Annotated in this window: 16 protein-coding genes; 11 read left to right on the forward strand and 5 right to left on the reverse strand. The window is 59.7% G+C overall.

The window, feature by feature from the left end:
- Positions 1-22: 22 nt before the first annotated feature.
- The 6 genes from hisS (at position 23) to B7L09_RS23430 (ending at position 6,820) form a co-directional block, all read left to right on the forward strand.
- Positions 23-1,312, forward strand: coding sequence for a histidine--tRNA ligase (gene hisS, locus B7L09_RS23405; RefSeq protein ID WP_094470808.1), 1,290 nt, complete (start codon positions 23-25; stop codon positions 1,310-1,312).
- Between the two features lie 41 nt (positions 1,313-1,353).
- The gene (locus tag B7L09_RS23410) at positions 1,354-1,995 is read left to right on the forward strand and encodes a tetratricopeptide repeat protein (protein WP_094470809.1); all 642 of its coding nucleotides are present in this window, start codon (positions 1,354-1,356) and stop codon (positions 1,993-1,995) included.
- Complete coding sequence (gene bamB, locus B7L09_RS23415; RefSeq protein ID WP_094470810.1) at positions 1,988-3,139, forward strand: outer membrane protein assembly factor BamB; 1,152 nt, start codon at positions 1,988-1,990, stop codon at positions 3,137-3,139. Before B7L09_RS23410 ends, bamB begins: the two co-directional genes overlap by 8 nt.
- A gap of 140 nt (positions 3,140-3,279) precedes the next feature.
- A complete protein-coding gene (gene der / locus B7L09_RS23420; RefSeq protein WP_094470811.1) occupies positions 3,280-4,749 on the forward strand; it encodes a ribosome biogenesis GTPase Der in 1,470 nt (489 codons plus the stop codon).
- Positions 4,750-4,892: 143 nt separating this feature from the next.
- The gene (locus B7L09_RS23425; protein WP_094470812.1) at positions 4,893-6,041 is read left to right on the forward strand and encodes a pyridoxal phosphate-dependent aminotransferase; all 1,149 of its coding nucleotides are present in this window, start codon (positions 4,893-4,895) and stop codon (positions 6,039-6,041) included.
- Positions 6,029-6,820, forward strand: a complete 792-nt coding sequence (locus B7L09_RS23430; protein ID WP_094470826.1) for an amidohydrolase — start codon at positions 6,029-6,031, stop codon at positions 6,818-6,820. Before B7L09_RS23425 ends, B7L09_RS23430 begins: the two co-directional genes overlap by 13 nt.
- 203 nt (positions 6,821-7,023) lie before the next feature.
- Here the strand turns inward: B7L09_RS23430 and leuA are convergent, their stop codons facing one another.
- A complete protein-coding gene (gene leuA / locus B7L09_RS23435; protein WP_094470813.1) occupies positions 7,024-8,703 on the reverse strand; it encodes a 2-isopropylmalate synthase in 1,680 nt (559 codons plus the stop codon).
- Between the two features lie 395 nt (positions 8,704-9,098).
- On the opposite strand from leuA, the gene B7L09_RS23445 reads away from it, so the two are divergent.
- Positions 9,099-9,455: a hypothetical protein gene (locus tag B7L09_RS23445; RefSeq protein WP_094470814.1), complete on the forward strand. Its 357-nt coding sequence runs from the start codon at positions 9,099-9,101 to the stop codon at positions 9,453-9,455.
- A 64-nt stretch (positions 9,456-9,519) separates the two neighbouring features.
- On the opposite strand, the gene B7L09_RS23450 is transcribed toward B7L09_RS23445, so the two are convergent.
- On the reverse strand, positions 9,520-10,341 hold the full coding sequence (locus B7L09_RS23450) for a peptidoglycan DD-metalloendopeptidase family protein (RefSeq protein WP_094470815.1): 822 nt from the start codon (positions 10,339-10,341) through the stop codon (positions 9,520-9,522).
- Positions 10,342-10,344: 3 nt separating this feature from the next.
- Entirely contained in the window at positions 10,345-11,724 is a 1,380-nt protein-coding gene (gene xseA / locus B7L09_RS23455; protein ID WP_094470816.1) for an exodeoxyribonuclease VII large subunit, read from the reverse strand.
- 124 nt (positions 11,725-11,848) lie between these two features.
- Between xseA and B7L09_RS23460 the strand changes: the two genes are divergently transcribed.
- From B7L09_RS23460 to guaA, 4 genes are all read left to right on the forward strand, one after another.
- Positions 11,849-12,616 carry a sulfite exporter TauE/SafE family protein gene (locus B7L09_RS23460; RefSeq protein ID WP_094470817.1) on the forward strand — a complete coding sequence of 256 codons (768 nt, stop codon included), beginning with the start codon at positions 11,849-11,851 and terminating at the stop codon, positions 12,614-12,616.
- 164 nt (positions 12,617-12,780) lie between these two features.
- A complete protein-coding gene (locus B7L09_RS23465; protein ID WP_094470818.1) occupies positions 12,781-13,329 on the forward strand; it encodes a sugar ABC transporter ATPase in 549 nt (182 codons plus the stop codon).
- Between the two features lie 117 nt (positions 13,330-13,446).
- Positions 13,447-14,916: an IMP dehydrogenase gene (gene guaB, locus B7L09_RS23470; protein WP_003209646.1), complete on the forward strand. Its 1,470-nt coding sequence runs from the start codon at positions 13,447-13,449 to the stop codon at positions 14,914-14,916.
- A 99-nt stretch (positions 14,917-15,015) separates the two neighbouring features.
- Positions 15,016-16,593, forward strand: coding sequence for a glutamine-hydrolyzing GMP synthase (gene guaA, locus B7L09_RS23475; RefSeq protein WP_094470819.1), 1,578 nt, complete (start codon positions 15,016-15,018; stop codon positions 16,591-16,593).
- A 72-nt stretch (positions 16,594-16,665) separates the two neighbouring features.
- Here the strand turns inward: guaA and B7L09_RS23480 are convergent, their stop codons facing one another.
- Entirely contained in the window at positions 16,666-19,725 is a 3,060-nt protein-coding gene (locus B7L09_RS23480) for a membrane-targeted effector domain-containing toxin (RefSeq protein ID WP_094470820.1), read from the reverse strand.
- A gap of 99 nt (positions 19,726-19,824) precedes the next feature.
- Positions 19,825-20,529 (reverse strand): trehalose operon repressor, encoded by a 705-nt coding sequence (gene treR / locus B7L09_RS23485; RefSeq protein ID WP_094470821.1) that lies wholly within the window; start codon positions 20,527-20,529, stop codon positions 19,825-19,827.
- Positions 20,530-20,588: the final 59 nt, after the last annotated feature.

A 20,588-nucleotide genomic window follows, 5' to 3' on the forward strand; every position in this document is an offset into this window, starting at 1 on the left:
CGAACGAATTTAAGGATTAGATGTGAGCAAGTCTCTGCAAGCCATTCGTGGCATGAACGACATCCTGCCGGAGCAGACGCCACTGTGGCGCTACTTCGAAAACACGGTCGCGCGCCTGCTGGATAACTACGGTTACAAGCAGATCCGCATGCCGATCGTTGAATTCACCGAGCTGTTCAAGCGCTCCATCGGTGAAGTGACCGACATCGTCGAAAAAGAGATGTACACCTTTGAAGACCGTAACGGCGACTCCCTGACCCTGCGNCCGGAAGGCACAGCGGCCTGCGTGCGTGCCGTGCTNGAGCATGGCCTCACCGGTGGTGGCCAGCCGCAGAAGTTGTGGTACATCGGCCCGATGTTCCGCCACGAGCGCCCGCAGAAAGGCCGTTATCGCCAGTTCCATCAGATCGGCCTCGAGGTGTTCAACCTCGACGGTCCGGACATCGACGCCGAGCTGATCGTGCTGACTTGGCGCCTGTGGGGCCTGCTCGGCATCCGCGACGCGGTCAAGCTTGAACTCAACAGCCTGGGCACCNCCGAGTCCCGCGGTCGTTATCGCGAAGCGCTGGTCGAGTATCTGTCTGCTCACTTGGACAAATTGGATGAAGACAGCCAGCGCCGTCTGAAAACCAACCCGTTGCGCGTCCTCGATACCAAAAACGCCGACACCCAAGCCGTACTGGTCGACGCGCCGAAAATGGCCGACTACCTGGACGACGAATCCCGCACGCACTTCGAGGGCCTCAAGGCTCGCCTGGANGCGGCCGGNATTCCCTACGTGATCAACCCTAAGCTGGTTCGCGGCCTNGATTACTACAGCAAGACCGTATTCGAGTGGGTCACCGACAAGCTTGGTGCCCAAGGCACCGTATGTGCCGGTGGTCGCTACGACGGCCTGGTGGAGCAAATGGGCGGCAAGCCGACCACGGGCGTAGGGTTTGCGATGGGCATCGAGCGGCTGATCCTGCTGCTGGAAACCCTGGAGCAGGTCCCGGAAGAAATCTCCCGTCAGGTGGACGTNTACCTCTGCGCCTTCGGTGAAGCCGCTGAGCTGGCCGGTCTGGCCCTGAGTGAANANGTGCGTGATCAATTGCCCAACCTGCGCCTGCAAGTCAATGCCGGCGCTGGCAGCTTCAAGAGCCAGTTCAAGAAGGCCGACAAGAGCGGTGCGCTGTATGCACTGATCCTGGGCGATGACGAACTGGCCCAGCAAGTGATAGGTTTCAAACCCCTGCGTGGTCAGGGCGAGCAACAGAACATTGCCTTTGATGCGCTCGCCGCGCACTTGGCCACCTGCGTCGTGCAGGGTTGAAGCTGTCGAACAGCCGAATTTAGCGATTAAGGAGTATTGGGGTGTCGAGTACTGATGATGAGCAGATGGCGGATTTGAAGGACTGGTGGACACGCAACGGCAAGCCCCTGGTCACTGGCGGCCTGTTGGCGCTGGTCATCGTGTTCGGCTGGCAGGCCTTTCACAAGTATCAGAGCAATCAGTCGCAAGGCGCCTCGATTCTCTATCAGCAATTGCTCGAAACCACGCTGACGCCAGACGGCAAGCCCGATCCTGCCCAAGTGGCGGACCTGGCCGGCAAGCTGAAAAGCGAATTTGGCGGTAGCACTTACGCCCAGTACGGCAGCCTGTTCGTCGCGAAAGTCGCGGTCGACACCGGCAAGCTGGACGACGCGGCCACCGAGCTGAAAGCCATCGTTGCAAAACCGGCCAACCCGGCGCTGGGCGAAATTGCCCGTCAGCGTCTGGCGCAGGTACTGGCCGCGCAGAACAAGGCCGATGAAGCCCTGAAACTGCTCGAAGGTGATGCCGACAAGGCATTCGTGGCCACTCGCGAAGAGCTCAAGGGCGACCTCTTGGTCCAATTGGGTCGTACCGACGAAGCCCATGCTGCGTACCAAAAAGCCAAGGCGGCGCTGTCTGATGAAGCGGCGGTCGGTGGCTTACAAATCAAGCTGGACGACTTGGCCAAAGGGGATGCGTGACGTGATCCGTTGGAAACATGCAGCATTGCTGGCTCTGGCCGTTCTGGCCGCGGGTTGCAGCAGCAACAGTAAAAAAGAACTGCCTCCGGCCGAGTTGACCGACTTCAAAGAAGAAGTGGTTCTGCAAAAGCAGTGGAGTCGTTCGATCGGTGACGGTCAGGGCGAAACCTACAACATGCTGGTGCCGGCGATCGATGGCGATACCATCTATGCCGCCGACGTCACGGGTGAAGTCGTGGCGATGGATCGCAGCAACGGCGACGTCAAATGGAAGAAGGACCTTGATCTGCCTGTTTCCGGCGCCGTTGGCGTAGGTTACGGTCTGCTCACGATCGGTACGATCAAGGGTGAAATCGTTGCCCTGGACGCGATCAACGGTGAAGAGAAATGGCGCGCTCGCGTGTCCAGCGAAGTACTCGCACCGCCGGCCAACAACGGTGACGTGGTTGTGGTTCAGACTCAGGACGACCGTCTGATCGGCCTGGATGCCGCCACCGGGACCCAGCGCTGGTTGTATGACAGCACACCTGCGGTCCTGACCTTGCGCGGCACCAGCGCACCGATCGTCACCAACCGCCTCGCGGTGGCTGGCCTGTCGACCGGTAAAGTGGTCGCTCTCGATATTTCCAACGGCGTGCCGGTATGGGAACAACGGGTCGCGATTCCACAAGGTCGTTCGGAACTGGAGCGTGTGGTGGACATCGACGGCGGCTTGCTGCTGTCGGGCGAAACCATCTACGTCGCCACCTACCAGGGCCGCGTTGCTGCGCTGGACCTGCAAAGCGGCCGCATCAACTGGCAGCGTGATGCTTCCAGTTATGCCGGTGTCGCCCAAGGGTTTGGCAGCGTCTACGTAAGCCTGTCCTCGGGCACCGTTGAAGGCGTCGACGAACGTTCCACCACCGCGTTGTGGAGCAACGATTCGCTGGCCCGNCGTCAACTGTCGGCACCGGAAGTGTTCTCCAGCTACGTAGCGGTAGGTGACTTCGAAGGTTACCTGCATCTGCTGAGCCAGGTGGACGGTCGTTTTGTCGGCCGCGAGCGTATCGACAGCGACGGCCTGCGTGCCCGTCCGCTGGTTGTGGGTAACATGCTTTACGTGTATGGCAACAGTGGCAAACTGGAAGCCCTGACCATTAAGTAAAGGTTTGACTATGCTTGGGGTTAAACCCCAGGCAGCCCCGTAACCACGGGGTTCGCAGTGCCCTCAAGCGCTGCCCCGAGCACCAGCCGCTGCCTTGCAGCGGCTTTTGTATTTTCTGAAATAACGAAGTGGAGAGCCGCATGGTTCCCGTAATCGCCCTGGTGGGCCGACCTAACGTCGGCAAGTCCACCTTGTTCAACCGCCTGACCAGGACTCGCGACGCCATCGTCGGCGACTTGTCCGGTCTGACCCGTGATCGCCAATACGGTGAGGCAAAGTGGCAAGGGCGCTCCTACATTATTGTCGACACCGGTGGTATCTCCGGTGACGAGCATGGCATGGACGAAAAGATGGCCGAGCAGTCGCTGCTGGCCATTGAAGAAGCCGATGTTGTGTTGTTCCTGGTAGATGCCAAGGCCGGTTTCACCGCCGCCGACCAGATGATCGCCGAGCATTTGCGCAAACGTAACAAGCGTTCCTACGTGGTTGCCAACAAGGTCGACAACATCGACCCTGAAATGGCCCGCGCCGAGTTCGCCCCGTTGGGCATGGGCGACGCGATCCCGGTCGCCGGTGCTCACGGTCGCGGCATCACCCAGATGCTGGAAATCGCCCTGCGCGACTTCCCCAAGGATGACGACGAGGAAGAAGAGGGCGAAGCAGAGATCGTCGCCGAAGGTGAGGAAGCCAAGCGCATTCCTGGCCCGAGCGAAAAAGACGGTATCAAGATCGCCATCATCGGCCGCCCGAACGTCGGCAAGTCGACGCTGGTTAACCGCATGCTCGGTGAAGATCGGGTTATCGTGTATGACGAGCCCGGCACCACCCGCGACAGTATCTACATCCCGTTCGAGCGTAACGACGAGAAGTACACGCTGATCGACACCGCTGGTGTGCGCAAGCGCGGCAAGATCCACGAGGAAGTTGAAAAGTTCTCGGTGGTCAAAACCCTGCAGGCGATCAAAGACGCCAACGTGGTGATCTTCGTGATGGACGCCCGCGAAGGCGTGGTGGACCACGACCTCAACTTGCTGGGCTTTGCCCTGGAAGCCGGTCGCGCCCTGGTGATCGCGATCAACAAGTGGGACGGCATGACGCCGAGCGAGCGCGATTTCGTCAAGATCGAGCTGCAGCGTCGCCTGTTCTTCGTTGAGTNCGCCGATATCCACTTNATCTCGGCCCTGCACGGCACGGGCGTGGGCAACCTCTACGCCTCCGTACAGAACTCGTTCAAGTCCGCGGTTACCCGCTGGCCGACCAACCGTCTGACCCAGATCCTGGAAGACGCCGTCGGTGAGCACGCGCCGCCGATGGTCAACAACCGCCGCATTAAACTGCGTTACGCCCACTTGGGTGGTGCCAACCCGCCGATTATCGTGATTCACGGTAACCAGATCGAGAAGGTGCCAAAGTCCTATGTGCGTTACCTGGAAAACACCTACCGCCGTGTCTTGAAACTGGTCGGTACGCCGATCCGTATCGAGTTCAAGGGTGGCGAGAACCCCTATGAAGGNAACAAGANCTCCTTGACTGACCGTCAGGTCAACAAGAAACGCCGCATGATGTCGCACCACAAAAAGGCCGACAAGAAGCGCCGAGATAAAAANTGANNNTTGAAGCTAATAGCTTGCCACTCAAATCGCCAGGTACAACGGGGGCTCTGACTGAGCCCTTTTTTGTGCCTGGCGGTTTGTCGCTTGACCTGCTTGCAGCTTGCAGCTTAAAACTTGCAGCTCACCCGAAGGGGGCTCCTATGATCACCAGCAAGCTGCCGAATGTCGGCACGACCATTTTCACCGCCATGTCGCAACTCGCGGCGCAAACCGGGGCGATCAACCTGTCCCAGGGTTTTCCCGATTTCGATGCACCGCAAGCCCTGTGCGATGCGGTCGGTCGGCACATTGCCAATGGCCACAACCAATATTCACCGATGACCGGCCTGCCGGCGCTGCGTCAGCAGATTTCGGCGAAGATCGCCCGCAGCTATGGCGTCAACGTGGATGCCGACCATGAAGTGACCGTCACTCCCGGTGCCACCCAAGCGATCTTCTGTGCGATCCAGGCGGTTATCCACAGCGGCGATGAAGTGATCGTGTTCGATCCGTGCTACGACAGCTACGAGCCGTCGGTGGAGCTGGCAGGTGGGCGATGCGTGCATGTGCAACTGGGTCTGAATGATTTTTCCATCGACTTCGAGAAACTCGCCGAAGCGATTACGCCGCGCACACGGATGATCGTGCTAAACGCTCCGCATAACCCGAGTGGCGCGCTGATCAGCCGTGCCGAACTGGACCAGTTGGCAGCGTTGATTCGGGATCGCGACATCTACATCGTCAGCGACGAAGTCTACGAACACCTGGTCTTCGACGGCGTGCCTCACGTCAGCGTGCTGAATCACGAAGAGCTTTATCAACGCGCNTTTGTAGTCAGTTCCTTCGGCAAGACTTACCACGTCACCGGCTGGAAAACCGGGTATGTGGTTGCGCCTCCAGCGCTGACCGCTGAACTGCGCAAGGTGCATCAATATGTCAACTTCTGCGGGGTGACCCCTTTGCAGTACGCGTTGGCTGACTTCATGGCCGAACACCCGGAACACGTCGAAGAACTGCCGGCTTTTTACCAGGCCAAGCGTGATCTGTTCTGCGATCTGCTGGCGCCGTCGCGTTTCAGCTTCAAGCGCGTGACCGGCACGTATTTCCAGTTGGTCGATTACTCACAGATTCGCCCGGATCTGGATGACGTCGCCATGTCGCTGTGGATGACCCGTGAACACGGCGTGGCGACGATTCCGGTGTCGGTGTTCTATCAGCACCCACCCGAAGGCCAGCGCCTGGTGCGCCTGTGTTTTGCCAAACGCGAGGAGACGCTGCAACAAGCGGCGGAGAAACTATGCGTGATTTGAGTNNATTGCCCAATCTGAACGTCGCGCTGATCCAGACCACCCTGGCCTGGCACGACCGTCAGGCCAACCTGGAGCATTTCGAGCAATTGCTTGAGCAGGCTCGCGGGGCGGATCTGATCATTCTGCCGGAGATGTTCACCACCGGTTTTTCCATGGAATCGCAGACCCTCGCCGAAGCGGAAAACGGTCCGACCAGCAAATGGCTGCGGGTCCAGGCGGCGAAACTCGATGCGGTGATCACCGGCAGCATCATCGTCCAGGCCGCCGATGGCAGCCACCGCAATCGCCTACTGTGGGCNCGGCCGGACGGGGAAGTCTGGCACTACGACAAGCGTCACCTGTTCCGCATGGCCGGCGAGCACAACCACTACACGCCGGGCGAGCGTCAGGTGCAGTTTGAGTTGAAGGGCTGGCGTATCCGTCCGCTGATTTGCTACGACCTGCGCTTCCCGGTGTGGAGTCGAGATGCTCAGGACACGGATTTGCTGCTGTATACCGCCAACTGGCCCGGAGCGCGCCGTCAGCACTGGAACCGTTTACTGCCAGCGCGGGCGATTGAAAACCTCTGCTACGTGGCGGCGGTGAATCGCATCGGGACTGACGGCAAAGGCTTTGCCTACACCGGGGACAGTCAGGTGCTGGATTTCCAGGGTGAGACANTGCTCAGCGCAGGCGAAGCCGATGGCGTGTTTCAGGTCGTCCTGAATGCGGCGGATCTGCAAGCCTACCGCACACGCTTCCCGGCCAATCTGGACGCCGATACCTTCGAGTTCACCTGAGATTTCCGCTGCCTGACAGGGCCCCATCGCGGGCAAGCCCGCTCCCACAAGGATTGGTGGTGTACATAAAAATCATGTTCGCCCCGATCACTGTGGGAGCGGGCTTGCCCGCGATGAGGCCATGACAGCCACTGCAAAATTTTCAGGCAAACAAAAAGGCCCCGAGGTTTTCACCTAGGGGCCTTTTGCATTGCAGCGAACGCTTACGCCGCTTTCGCTTCCAGCTGGCTCAACGAGCGGTTCAGCGCACTGAACACCGCTTTAAAGCTGGCCGTGGTGATGTTTTCATCAATCCCCACACCGTGCACCGGACGCTCGCCATTCACGCGCAGTTCGATGTAAGCCGCGGCTTTGGCGTTGGTGCCGGCACCGATGGCGTGTTCGTTGTAGTCCATGATCTCGACCTTGATCGGCAGCGCGGCAACCAGCGCTTCGAGGGTGCCGTAGCCCTTGCCGTGCCAGCGCAGGTTGGTTTCGCCCTGGCCTTTGCCCGAGACTTCCACTTCCACCGTGCTGTTGCCGTTCTCTTCCTGCAGGCGATGGCTGACCAGCGCATACGGCGTATTGGCTTGCAGGTATTCACGCTGCANCAAGGCGTGGATCTGTTGGGCGGTCATCTCCAGACCGAGGCGATCGGTTTCACGCTGTACCACCTGGCTGAACTCGATCTGCATGCGACGCGGCAAGCTGATGCCGTATTCCTGTTCCAGCAAGTATGCGATACCGCCCTTGCCCGACTGGCTGTTCACACGAATCACCGCCTCGTAGCTGCGGCCGATATCGGCCGGGTCGATCGGCAAGTACGGTACTTCCCACAGCGCGTCGGCTTTTTGCTGGGTAAAGCCCTTGCGGATCGCGTCCTGGTGGGAGCCGGAGAACGCGGTGTGTACCAGGTCGCCAACGTAGGGGTGGCGCGGGTGCACCTGGATCTGGTTGCACTCCTCGACGACTTTGCGCACGCCGTCGATGTCGGAGAAGTCCAGTTGCGGGTCAAGGCCTTGGGTGTACATGTTCAAGGCCACGGTGACCAGGTCGACGTTGCCGGTACGCTCGCCGTTGCCGAACAGGCAGCCTTCGACACGGTCGGCGCCGGCCATCAGGCCCAGCTCGGTGGCGGCCACGCCGGTGCCACGGTCGTTGTGGGTGTGCAGGCTGATGATCACGCTGTCACGGCGGTTGATATGGCGACCGAACCACTCGATCTGGTCGGCATAGATGTTCGGCGTGGCGCATTCAACCGTGGCCGGCAGGTTGAGGATCATCTTGTGCTCTGGTGTCGGGTTCCATACCTCGATCACCGCGTCACAGACTTCCTTGGCGAACTCCAGCTCGGTAGCGCTGAAGGTTTCCGGGGAGTATTCGAAGGTCCACTGGGTTTCCGGCTGCTGCGCGGCGTATTTGACGAACAGCTTGGCCGCGTTGACTGCGATGGCCTTGATGCCGTCCTTGTCCTGGTTGAACACGATGCGGCGGAACGACGGCGAGGTTGCGTTGTACAGGTGNACNATGGCTTTCTTCGCCCCGCGCAGNGATTCGAAGGTGCGTGCGATCAAGTCTTCACGGCCCTGGGTCAGCACCTGGATGGTGGTGTCCTCGGGGATGTGGTTGTCTTCGATCAGGGTGCGCACGAAGTCGAAGTCGGTTTGCGAAGCGGCTGGGAACGAGGCCTCGATTTCCTTCACGCCGACGGCGACCAGCGTCTTCCAGAAGCGCAGCTTTTTCACCGCGTCCATCGGCTCGATCAGCGACTGGTTGCCATCACGCAGGTCGGAGCTGCACCAGATCGGCGCTTCGGTGATGGTTTTCGACGGCCAGGTGCGGTCCGGGATATCGATGGTCGGGAACGCACGGTACTTCGAAGACGGGTCTTTGAGCATGCTCATCGGGAAATCCTTNGTGTNAGGGCCGAAAAAAGGCGGCCTGCCGGTGGATCAATGTTCTTGGGGCGAAGCTGGGGACGAGGCAGAACGATTCAGCCTGGCAGTCGTGCGCTGACGAGGCACAGGCTGCGGTGCTGGCGAAGCTGAATGAGGGTGTGAGAGGTTTTCATAAGCTCAACCCTAACCGCCGGGGTGAAAGATGGCAAGCAGTCGAAAAAAATTGAGAGGAATACTCGAATAGTGGGGGATATCGAGATTTTATTGCGGTGATGTAGGGTGATTGTGTTGATGTTTGCGCGAGGTTTGAAGGGTGCGCAATTGAAAGTTGGCGGCCTTGTCTTGGTGGCGGCAGCTATTCTTAAAGCCTCAACCAGACGACCGGAATGCAGGAGTCGGCAATGAACGAGTCGGATTGGAAGCTTTATAGTGCGTTGCGCCCGTTGGCCCATGAGCGGATGTGTATTCGGATCATGGAGGAAGTCGAGCGCACGGTGCTGGATAGAAGCCAAGCGCCTTATGATCGGATCGAAGCGAGCGAAGAGCTGCTCAAAGCCGGGCAAAAGGAGCTGTATTGGGCATTTGGCGTTTTCAGGTTCTCACGCCATGAGGCCCGCTCTCACTTGCTGGGGTTATGTGCCCGCGAGTTGATCACGGCTGAAGAATTGGCTGGCTTCTCGCAAGACACTCAAACCTGGATCAACCATTGTCTGGCGGACCGGGAGGTCCATGGGATTGAGGATCTGGATGCTGAATAAGCCGCGACCTTGAGATCGCATNCGCGACCTTGAGATCGCATTCGCGGGCAGCTTCGACAACTATTTATGGCTGGAACGCCCCAATAAAAATCGCCGGATCCACCCGCGCATCATTCAGGCTGACATTCCAGTGCATGTGCGGCCCGGTCGCCCGCCCGGTGGCGCCGACTTTCCCGACCACACCGCCACGCGCCAATTGCTGCCCCACCTTTACGTCGATCTTCGACATATGACAGAACATGCTGATAAAGCCTTGGCCATGGTCGACAAACACGGTATTGCCATTAAAGAAGTAGTTGCCGATCAGGATCACCTTGCCCGCCGCCGGAGTCTTGATCGGTGTGCCGGCGCCCACGGCGAAATCCAGGCCCGAGTGGGGATTGCGCTCTTCGCCATTGAAGAACCGACGCACGCCGAACTTGCTCGACAGCGGCCCGTTGACCGGCTTGTCCAGCAGCAAGTTGCTGGGCGTGTTCGGACTGAACGTGCGGTAGGCGGCGATTTGCTCGGCCAGTTCACCTTCGATGCGTTTCAGGTTCTCCGGGTTCGGATTGACCTGCTGCGTGTTCTTCAGGGTGATGTGCTGTTCCGGGTACTTCTTGCTGCCGACCGTGAAACTCATCGTGCGACCGCCGCTGCTGACCTGCTGCGTACCCGGTTTAACCGTCAACGGTACGCCGACAATCGCCAGCCAATTGTTCTGTTCCTTGACCACCAGCACCGGCTTGCCTTGATAACTGGCTTTCGGCGCCTGGGCAGAAGCGCCCAGGTCCACCACGGCCACGCCACCCGGCACCGGTTTGTTCAACAGGCGGGTGATGTAACTGTCGGCGTGAGCATTGAAGGTCAGGCACAGCAAGAGCAGCGAAGCTAAAAAACGCGGCATGGATCAATCCAGTAAAGAAAGGGTGACAGGCGTCAGGTGATTGTCTTCGACCCGAACGTGCAGTTCGCCGTCGCCCAGTTTGGCTTTCAGGCGCTGACCGGTATGGGTTTGCCCGGCGCTGCGAATCGCGTTGCCGCGTTCATCCAGCAGAATGCTGTAACCACGGCCGAGAGTCGCCAGCGGGCTGACCACTTGCAGCGTCTGCACCTGGCTTTGCAGCTGCAGGCGGCGTGACTTGAGCCCTTCGCGCATGGCTCGCGGCAGGCGCTCGGCGAAGCTGTCGAGGCGCTGACGNAGCAGGGCCAACTGACGGCCNGGGTGCTGGCCGGCGAGGCGGGTTTCCAGGCGGATCAAGCGTTCGCGACGGGTATTGAGGCTGCGCTCGAAAGCACGGCGCATCCGCATGTCCAGGTCATCCAGGCGCTGGGCCTGCTGGCGCAGGCGTTCGCCCGGGTGGCGCAGGCGGCGGGACATGCCCTCCAGGCGCAGCCGGTCGCGCATCAAACGGTCGCGGATACGCATCACCAGGCGCCGGTGCAGGCTTTCGACCCGGCGCACCAGGTCGCTGGAATCCGGCGCGAGCAATTCGGCGGCGGCGGAGGGCGTCGGGGCGCGGACGTCGGCGACGAAGTCNCAGATCGATACATCGGTCTCATGGCCGACGGCGCTGACGATCGGCGTTACGCAGGCATCCACCGCGCGCGCCACGGCTTCTTCGTTGAAGCACCANAGGTCTTCCAGCGAACCGCCGCCACGGGCGAGGATCAGCGCATCGAAACCGCGAGCGTCCGCCAGTTTCAGCGCGCGGACAATCTGCGCGGTCGCTTCACGGCCCTGTACGGCGGTCGGGATCAGTGTGAGTTGAACCTGCGGTGCGCGGCGGCGAAAGACGCTGATGATGTCGCGAATCACCGCGCCGGTCGGCGAACTGATAATGCCGATGCGCCGAGGGTGCGCCGGCAACGGCACTTTGCGCTCGGCGCTGAACAGGCCTTCGGCGCTGAGTTTTTCCTTGAGTGCATCGAAGGCCAGACGCAGCGCACCGTCACCGGCCGGCTCCACGGTGTCGAGGATCAGCTGATAGTCGCCACGCCCCTCGAACAGCGAAACCTTGCCGCGCACCTTGACCGCCAAGCCGTCCTTCAGCGCCTGGCGAACCCGCGCCGCGTTGTTGCGAAACAACGCGCAACGCACTTGGGCGCCGCTGTCCTTGAGGGTGAAATACACGTGGCCAGAGGCCGGGCGGGCGAGGTTGGAGATCTCGCCTTCGACCCAGATATTGGTGAACACGTCCTCCAGCAACACCCGCGCGCGGCCGTTGAGCTGGCTGACAGTCAGGACTTCGCGGTCCAGGCCGAGTCTTGCAAAGGGATCTTTAATCATGGGGCGCATGATAAAGGCATTCGCCGGACAATCTCCATGATCCAACAAAAATCCCCTTGCAGGTGTTGATGAAGTGGCTCGGCGCTGGCTAAAGTCATCCCAGGTATTCAAGGAAGCGCTGCAAATGAATGTGCTTGAGTTGTTGAGCCAATGGCCGTTCAGCGCCACGGATTGGCTGGTGATCGGATTGGGCATTGTCGTGGCCTACATCGTGTTTGGTATCGCCGGGTTTGGCACGGCGCTGGTCGCGGGGCCGATCCTGATTGTGTTTATGCCATTGTCGAAGATCATCCCGCTGCTGGTGCTGCTGGATTTTGTCGCCGCCTTTGGCAACCTGCTGCAATCGCGGCGGGACGTGAACACGCCCGAGTTGCTGCGGCTGCTGCCGTGCATGGCGGTGGGCTGCACGTTGGGGGTGATCTTTCTGCTCAACCTGCATTCAGACCTGTTGCTGCTATTGATGGGGCTGTTTATCAGCGCCTACGCGATCTACAGCCTGTGGGTAAAAANCCGGCCGACGCAATTGTCCGCCGGTTGGGCCGTGCCGATGGGGACGGTGGGCGGGCTGTTCGGGGCGTTGTTTGGCAGTGGCGGCTTTTTATATGCGATCTACCTGAACAGCCGTTTACCCAAGGACGCGGCGCGCGCCACGCAAAGTGCGCTGATCAGTTGCAGCACCGTGGTGCGCTTGAGCCTGTTTGCCGTCGCGGGTGTCTATGCCGAGCTACCCTTATTGATACTGGCCGTGTGTTTGTTGCCGGCCATGGCATTGGGGCTGTGGATCGGGCGGCGATTGACCATGAGATTGTCCCGCGAGGCGTTTGTGCGGCTGGTGACCTGGTTGGTGCTGGCCAGCGGGATTGCCTTGATCGGGCGTTATTTGAGTACTTGACCGGATTTCGTCAGGGATTAAGCTGCCTGCCGCAAAACCCTGTGGGAGCGAGCCTGCTCGCGATGGCGGTGGGTCAGTCAACATCACTATTGGCTGGAACGGCCCCATCGCGAGCAGGCTCGCTCCCACAAGGGCGGATCACTCAGTATTCGTAGGCTTGCACCATGAATTCGCAAAGCATCATCGTCCCGAAAATCTCCACACTGCCGGTACACGAACCCCGCGCGCGGGCGATCGTGCGCTGGCTGGTGCGCAAGAACATCATCAAGGAAGAGCTGACCACGTGTGGCCGTACCGGTAACCGCATGGGCCACGCCATCGCCGACGGTGCCCGCGCCGTGGTGTTGCACCCACAAGCGCTGCCGTTCGGCGAGCCGATCAATGGCCTGGAGATCATCACCAAGCGCTGCATCTACACACCGGCCAAGGGTTTCCTGGAAGAGGCGGGTTGTGCCGAGTGCCTCAAGGAAGTCGGCGAGGCGCTGTTCGAAAGCCTGGAAGACTGGATGCCGGGGCGCACCGACAACTTCACCTGCCCGCTGTGTGGGCATGAGGATGACATCAACGGGTTTCTGTTCCTGCAGGAATGCGGGTTTTCCAACCTGGGGTTCATCTTCAACAATTGGGCGGAGGCGGGTTTCAAGCAGAGCTTTATCGATGAGTTTGCCGATTGGCTGGATCAGCCGGTCAGTTGGGTGAAAGTCGAGTTGTAGGAAGCGCCAATCCCCGTATATCAGTAATGCTAATAATAGACAGAGTTTTACATTGAACCCGACCGGGTGCATGTATATAATGGCGCGCTTCCATTTTCCCGCTCGGGAGCCCCCGCGATGCTGCGTATCAGCCAAGAAGCTCTGACATTCGACGACATTCTCCTAGTGCCCGGTTATTCCGAGGTGCTTCCTAACGAAGTCAGTCTCAAGACCCGCCTAACCCGTGGCATCGAGCTGAATATTCCCCTGGTTTCTGCTGCCATGGACACCGTCACCGAAGCCCGTTTGGCAATCGCCATGGCTCAGGAAGGCGGCATCGGCATCATCCACAAGAACATGACCATCGAGCAGCAAGCTGCCGAAGTGCGCAAGGTCAAGCGTTACGAGGCCGGCGTGGTCAAGGACCCCATCACCATCGAAGCCGACGCCACCGTGCGTGACCTGTTCGACCTGACCCGCCTGCACAACATCTCCGGCGTTCCGGTGCTGCACGATGGCGACCTGGTCGGCATCGTCACTTCCCGTGACGTGCGTTTCGAGAACCGTCTTGAAGTCACCGTCCGCGAAGTGATGACGCCTAAAGAGCGCCTCGTCACTGTCAAGGAAGGCGCCGACAAGAACGATGTGCGCGAACTGCTGCACAAGCACCGCATCGAGCGCGTGCTGATCGTCGATGACAAATTCGCCCTCAAAGGCATGATGACCGTCAACGACATCGAAAAAGCCAAGGCTTACCCGCTCGCCAGCAAGGATGACCAAGGTCGTCTGCGTGTTGGCGCGGCAGTCGGCACCGGTAAAGACACCGGTGACCGTGTTGCGGCCCTGGTCGCTGCCGGTGTTGACGTGGTGGTGGTCGACACTGCCCACGGTCACTCCAAAGGCGTGATCGACCGCGTTCGCTGGGTCAAACAGAATTTCCCTGACGTGCAGGTGATCGGCGGCAACATCGCCACCGGCGCAGCCGCCAAGGCCCTGGCCGAAGCCGGCGCCGATGCGGTCAAGGTTGGTATCGGCCCTGGCTCGATCTGCACCACGCGTATCGTCGCCGGTGTGGGCGTGCCGCAAATCAGCGCCATCGCCAACGTTGCCGCTGCCCTTGAAGGCACTGGCGTTCCGTTGATCGCCGACGGCGGCATCCGTTTCTCCGGTGACCTGTCCAAGGCCATCGTTGCCGGTGCTTCCTGCGTGATGATGGGCTCGATGTTCGCCGGTACTGAAGAAGCGCCGGGCGAGATCGAACTGTTCCAGGGCCGTTCGTACAAGGCTTACCGTGGCATGGGTTCGCTGGGCGCCATGTCCCAGGCACAAGGCTCCTCCGACCGCTACTTCCAGGACTCCTCGGCAGGCGCCGAGAAGCTCGTTCCGGAAGGCATCGAAGGCCGTGTTCCTTACAAGGGCACCCTGAGCGCGATCATCCATCAACTGATGGGCGGCCTGCGTTCCTCGATGGGCTACACCGGCAGCGCCGACATCGAAGAAATGCGCACCAAGCCAGAGTTCGTACGGATCACCGGCGCCGGCATGGCTGAATCCCATGTCCACGACGTACAGATCACCAAAGAAGCGCCAAACTACCGCGTAGGTTGAGGCTTCAAGCAAAACGTTTAGTAACCGGGGCTGTTTTATTCAGCCCCGAGTTGTTTCTGAATCACGACTGTTTCTGAATTATTTAGACGAGACTGAATCATGGCCCTCGACATTCACGCTCACCGCATCCTGATCCTCGACTTCGGTTCCCAGTACACCCAGCTGATCGCCCGCCGCGTGCGTGAAATCGGCGTGTACTGCGAACTGCATCCGTTCGATATGGANGAAGACGCGATTCGCGAATTCGCACCTAAAGGCGTCATCCTCGCCGGTGGCCCCGAGTCCGTGCACGAAGCCAACAGCCCGCGCTGCCCGCAAGCCGTATTTGACCTGGGCGTGCCCGTCTTCGGTATCTGCTACGGCATGCAGACCATGGCCGAGCAACTGGGTGGCAAGGTTGAAGGTTCCGAGCTGCGTGAATTCGGTTATGCCCGTGTCGACGTGGTCGGCAAAAGCCGCCTGCTGGACGGCATCGAAGACCACATCGACGCCGACGGCCTGTTCGGCCTCGACGTATGGATGAGCCACGGTGACAAGGTCACCAAGATGCCGCAAGACTTCCACATCCTGGCCAGCACCCCGAGCTGCCCGATCGCCGGCATGTTCAACGACGAGCGCGGCTACTACGGTGTGCAGTTCCACCCGGAAGTGACCCACACCAAGCAAGGCGGCCGCATCCTGTCGCGCTTCATCCTCGACATCTGCGAGTGTGAAGCCCTGTGGACCCCGTCGAAAATCGCCGAAGACGCGATCGCCAACGTGCGTGCCCAGGTCGGCACCGACAACGTGCTGCTCGGCCTGTCCGGCGGCGTTGACTCCTCCGTGGTTGCCGCGCTGCTGCACAAAGCCATCGGCGATCAGCTGACTTGCGTCTTCGTCGACAACGGCCTGCTGCGCCTGCACGAAGGCGAGCAAGTGATGGCCATGTTCGCCGAGAACATGGGCGTCAAAGTGATCCGCGCCAACGCTGAAGATCAGTTCTTGAATAACCTGGCCGGCGAGTCCGACCCGGAGAAGAAGCGCAAGATCATCGGCCGCACCTTCATCGACGTCTTCGATGCCCAGGCCAAACACCTGGACAACATCAAGTACCTCGCCCAAGGCACCATCTACCCTGACGTGATCGAGTCGGCCGGCGCCAAGAGCGGCAAGGCCCACGTGATCAAGTCCCACCACAACGTGGGCGGCCTGCCTGAGGAAATGAACCTCAAGCTGGTAGAACCGCTGCGCGAACTGTTCAAGGACGAAGTCCGCCGTCTGGGCCTGGAACTCGGCCTGCCGTACGACATGGTCTACCGTCACCCATTCCCAGGCCCGGGCCTGGGCGTGCGCATCCTGGGTGAAGTGAAGAAGGAATACGCCGACCTGCTGCGTCGCGCCGACCACATCTTCATCGAAGAGCTGCGCAAAGCCGACTGGTACCACAAAGTCAGCCAGGCATTCGTGGTGTTCCAGCCGGTGAAATCGGTTGGTGTTGTAGGCGATGGCCGTCGTTACGCCTGGGTTGTGGCCCTGCGTGCCGTAGAAACCATCGACTTCATGACCGCACGTTGGGCGCACCTGCCGTACGAACTGCTGGAAACTGTCAGCGGCCGTATCATCAATGAGATCGAAGGTATTTCGCGCGTGACGTATGACGTGTCGAGCAAGCCGCCAGCGACGATTGAGTGGGAATGATCCCGGTCTCAACTGATCGTCCGTAACACCTGAAAGGCCCCGTGAGCGCAAGTTCACGGGGCCTTTTTGCGATCAGGCCGCTACAACGGGCAGGCGCCCTTCAAGGGTCAGGCCCATGCGGTTGAGTGCGTGGACAAGGTTGATCAGATTCGCGTAGGTGATCTGATGCACGGCAGTCCAGGCAGGACGGTTAATCAGAAAGCCGCCATCCGCCGTTCGCTCAATCATCGTTCGCACAATCTGGTTGGTCCGGCTGCGATGGATCAGTGTCAACGTGTCCTCCGACCGTTCAATGGTGAACATGCCTTGGCGGAACAGCAGCTCATTGATTTGCTCGGGCGATCGCTGAATGACCTGAGTTGGAATCTGCAGGCTGATGTCGGCATACAGTGTGTCGACATTGCCGGCCATCTGGGGGGCGGCGTCTGCAACTTCACGGCCGACTTCGATGCCATGGTCGATGTCGAGGTGCAGACTCTGTTCAGGGCCCACTTCTTCGATTCGTAGACCGATACCTCCCTCGGTTTCGCTGATGCCGGCCATTCCCCTGAATGTGTTGGTACTCTCCTGGTCGGTGAGCACCACCCATTTGCCGCCGCCATTACGGGCTTGAGTGGCCTGCATGATGGTATGGGTAAGGTAGGTCTTGACGGATTGCCGTGACATGGCGCGGAAGTTCGGGTCTGTGTAGCGATAGTTGGCCAGGCAATCGGTGGCCTGGATTCGAATGCCGTTCTGTTGGGCCGTTTTGACGACCTCCAGAGGGGTAAATTGTCGGGCAGGATCGCCGGGCAGCTTTTGCAGGTACTTCTCCAGCATGCCATGCATCTCCCCGGTTTCGGCGAAGTCGTTCAGGTCGACTTGATTGAAGTCGTTGAGCAGGCGATGCATATAGATCGTCTTGACGCCTTGTTTCGCCAGCGTCGGCATGTTTTCGATCAGGAACCGCATGCTGGCAATGCGATCCTGACTTTCACCGACTACCAGGCCGGGCGCAGCGTTGAATATGTCCTCGATGAGTTCTGTAACGGTGGTGGAGGGTGTGATGACGGGCTGAACCGGCCGAGCGGGCAACGAGGCAAAAAAGTCCTTGGGGATCTGGAATCCGATTGCATCCCTGATCAGGACCGCTCGACGCCCGGCGACATACTCTTCATAGGGGGTGATCCCTGTGATGCCCCTGCCGGGCGTGGCGACGACTTTTATATGGGTTTCGGGCTTTCCCAGGGCCAGGAAGTTCAGCGAACGCCCATTGGGAGCATCGTATCTCGTTAAATGCCTGAAAAAATCAGACCTTGGCCGGGCATGAGTCGTCGGCCTGGAAGGACCGGGTCCGGGAGCAGGCTTGCTGAGGCCTTTGCCGCCGCCTTTCAATCCGGCTTTCGGCGCCAGCTCCCATTCGCCCTCGCCATTCAGGCGCACGGGAATTGATCCCGTGGAGGCATGCGGGTTGGCCGGGTCGATGATCGCCCACGTACCGCTACCATTGAGGTCGGCTTCGTAGTGAACGTAGTAAGCCTGATCGTTCATCATGATGGCGGTGGAAGGGTTTGAGTCCAGCGAGTAGATACCCCGAAATTTTCCGCTCGTGGCCACAGGGTAGTTTTCGAGGATTTCATTGCATTGCCAGTGCTCTGGCACTTCAAAGGCTTGCGCGGTTTTATCTGGCAGGGTAGGCAACACACCCGGTTGCAGGGGACCTTCCTCTGATTCAGCGGACGCCTGATGGTCTTGCGTGGCGACGGTTTCTTCCGGATCGAGCGTCTTGTACAAATCCGCCATCTCGGCCGCTTCAGCCGCCTCAGCGGCGGCCCCGGCTTCATCCAATACGTTGACCTCCTTGAGCAGCGGAATATTGAACAGGGCATTGATGCCATCGAGCACCGCGCCGATGACGCCGGCCTTGCGCTGCGCCGCCGTTTTGCCATTGACCGCCTTGTCGATGTTCAAGCCCATGGCGGCGATACTGGCGCCGATCACCGGCAACGCGATTGGCCAGCCCAGAACCGCCAAGGGGCCAAAAACATGCAGGCCGGCAGACAGGTAACCCAGCCAAAGTTGTTTGCGCATTTCTCCGTGGGTCACCAGCGTCAGATCCGCCTCTTCCAGCATCGTGCTCTGGACCGCCCGGCTTTGCCAGGTGAAGGCATCGCCGCTGATCGTGATGTTTTTCTGATTGATCAAGTGGTGGTCGTACTTTCCCCAGGTACCGACCAACTGGTTCATCAGCGGGGTGATGTTGTCGTGGACTTCCTTGCGTACCGACAACGGGAAATGAGTCATGAACTCGGTGCGTGGTTGTTCTTCATTCATTTGCAGCAACATCCACCAGTGCATGTCCGTCAGTGTCGGATGCACGTGGAAGGCCTGTGCGGTGCCGGGAACGTAAGTGATCTGCCGACCGTTGCGGTCAACGATGCGCAGAATATCGGTGGCGACATGCCCTGCGACATCCAGGGCGCAGACACGAAGATCCGCAGGCGAAGTGGTTTGGGACTGTAGGGTCGCCAGGGAGATCGGCCAGGCCGCGCCGCCGGCGACGGCCCTTACGACGGTCTGAAAATCCTCCTCTTCCAGTTGACCGTTTTGCCGCGCCTCGACGGCTTTGCTGAGGTAGTTACATTTGGCCAGGGTCCGGAAGTCATCGAAATGAGTGGCCCAGAACGCGTTCAGTTTATTCAGGTAGCGTTCACTGAGGTTCTTGTCCCACAGGTCCGTCAGGACCTTGCTGGGGTACATCCGCACTTCATTGGTTTCATTGAAAATGCTGGCGCTTGCATCTGCCGTGTAAAACCCGCCGTTACTGTTCAGTTCGAGGGCGTCGTCTTGATCGGTGACGCGGTATCCCTGAATGACCAGTTGCGTCAGGGTCAAGGATTCACAGGGTTTGGGGGCGTGCTCCCAACTCAGAAAGGCCTTGGTGCTGCTGGCCGAGACGTTATCGAACCGGTGCCACCAGACCTGATCCGGGTCCAGGCCGGTAATGCCGTGTTTTTGCAGGATTTCGCTGGCGACCGCGTGGGCTTCCTCCTTCAAGCCCGGGCAGGCTGTCACAACGACAGGGGCAATCGTTTTCAGCTGCTCCTTGTCGGCAGCATTGGGTAACGCTTCGGTACTCTGATCAACAGGCATGCTCTCGCTCCTTGAGAAATGGGTCGTGAGGATGACCCGTTTACTCAAGGCAAGTGCACTACATAGTTATGCCCACATGCCTTTCGTGACCATGTAGGGTCAGCGCCGTGCCACATCCGAAAAGTAGAACTTGTCGAGGGTATGCCGTGATTCGGTGTACTCGAACTGCCGGCCGTCCTGCAGGAACGTCTGGTTGCTGACCACGATCACATGGCTCTGACCGTCGAGGTCGAGGTGATGTTGGTCGTCCTTACTGCGGGGGACCGCTTCGATGGTGCGCTGGGCGTAGGCGATTTGCAGTTTCAGGGTCTGTTCGATGAAGGCGTAGATCGACTGCTCGGCGATGTCGCGGGACAAACCTGGGATCAGGTCGGCGACGAAGTGGTTGATGTCGAGGATCACCCGTTTGCCGNCGATCCGCCGCACGCGCTTGATCCGCGTGATCAGGCTGCCTTCTTCAGCCTTGATGTGCTCGAGCAGTTGGCCATCGAGGGGGATTTGTGTGAATTCGACCACCTCGGTGCTGACGTCGTTGCCCAGTCGCGGATAGGTCTCCTGGAAGCTGACGATGCCGCCCAACTGGAATTCGATCGGGTTGGTCGACAGTACGAAGGTGCCTTTACCGTGGACTTTCTGGGCGAATCCGCGCTCCTGCAATTGCTCGATGGCCTTACGCACGGTGCCGCGACTGGCCTGATAGCTGTCCATCAATTCGGTTTCGGAAGGCAACCGGGCGCCGCGTTCCAGACGCTCGGTCGTGATGCTGGCAAGCAGATCGCTGTAGATCTGGTTGTATTTACTCATGGGATGGCTCTGTGCCGCGATGTACTCAAGGTTTCGAACCTTAAGGGCAGGGTAGGGGT

Origin of the sequence: Pseudomonas mandelii, from assembly GCF_002251635.1 — a bacterium.
GTDB classification, from domain to species: Bacteria; Pseudomonadota; Gammaproteobacteria; order Pseudomonadales; family Pseudomonadaceae; genus Aquipseudomonas; species Aquipseudomonas mandelii_B.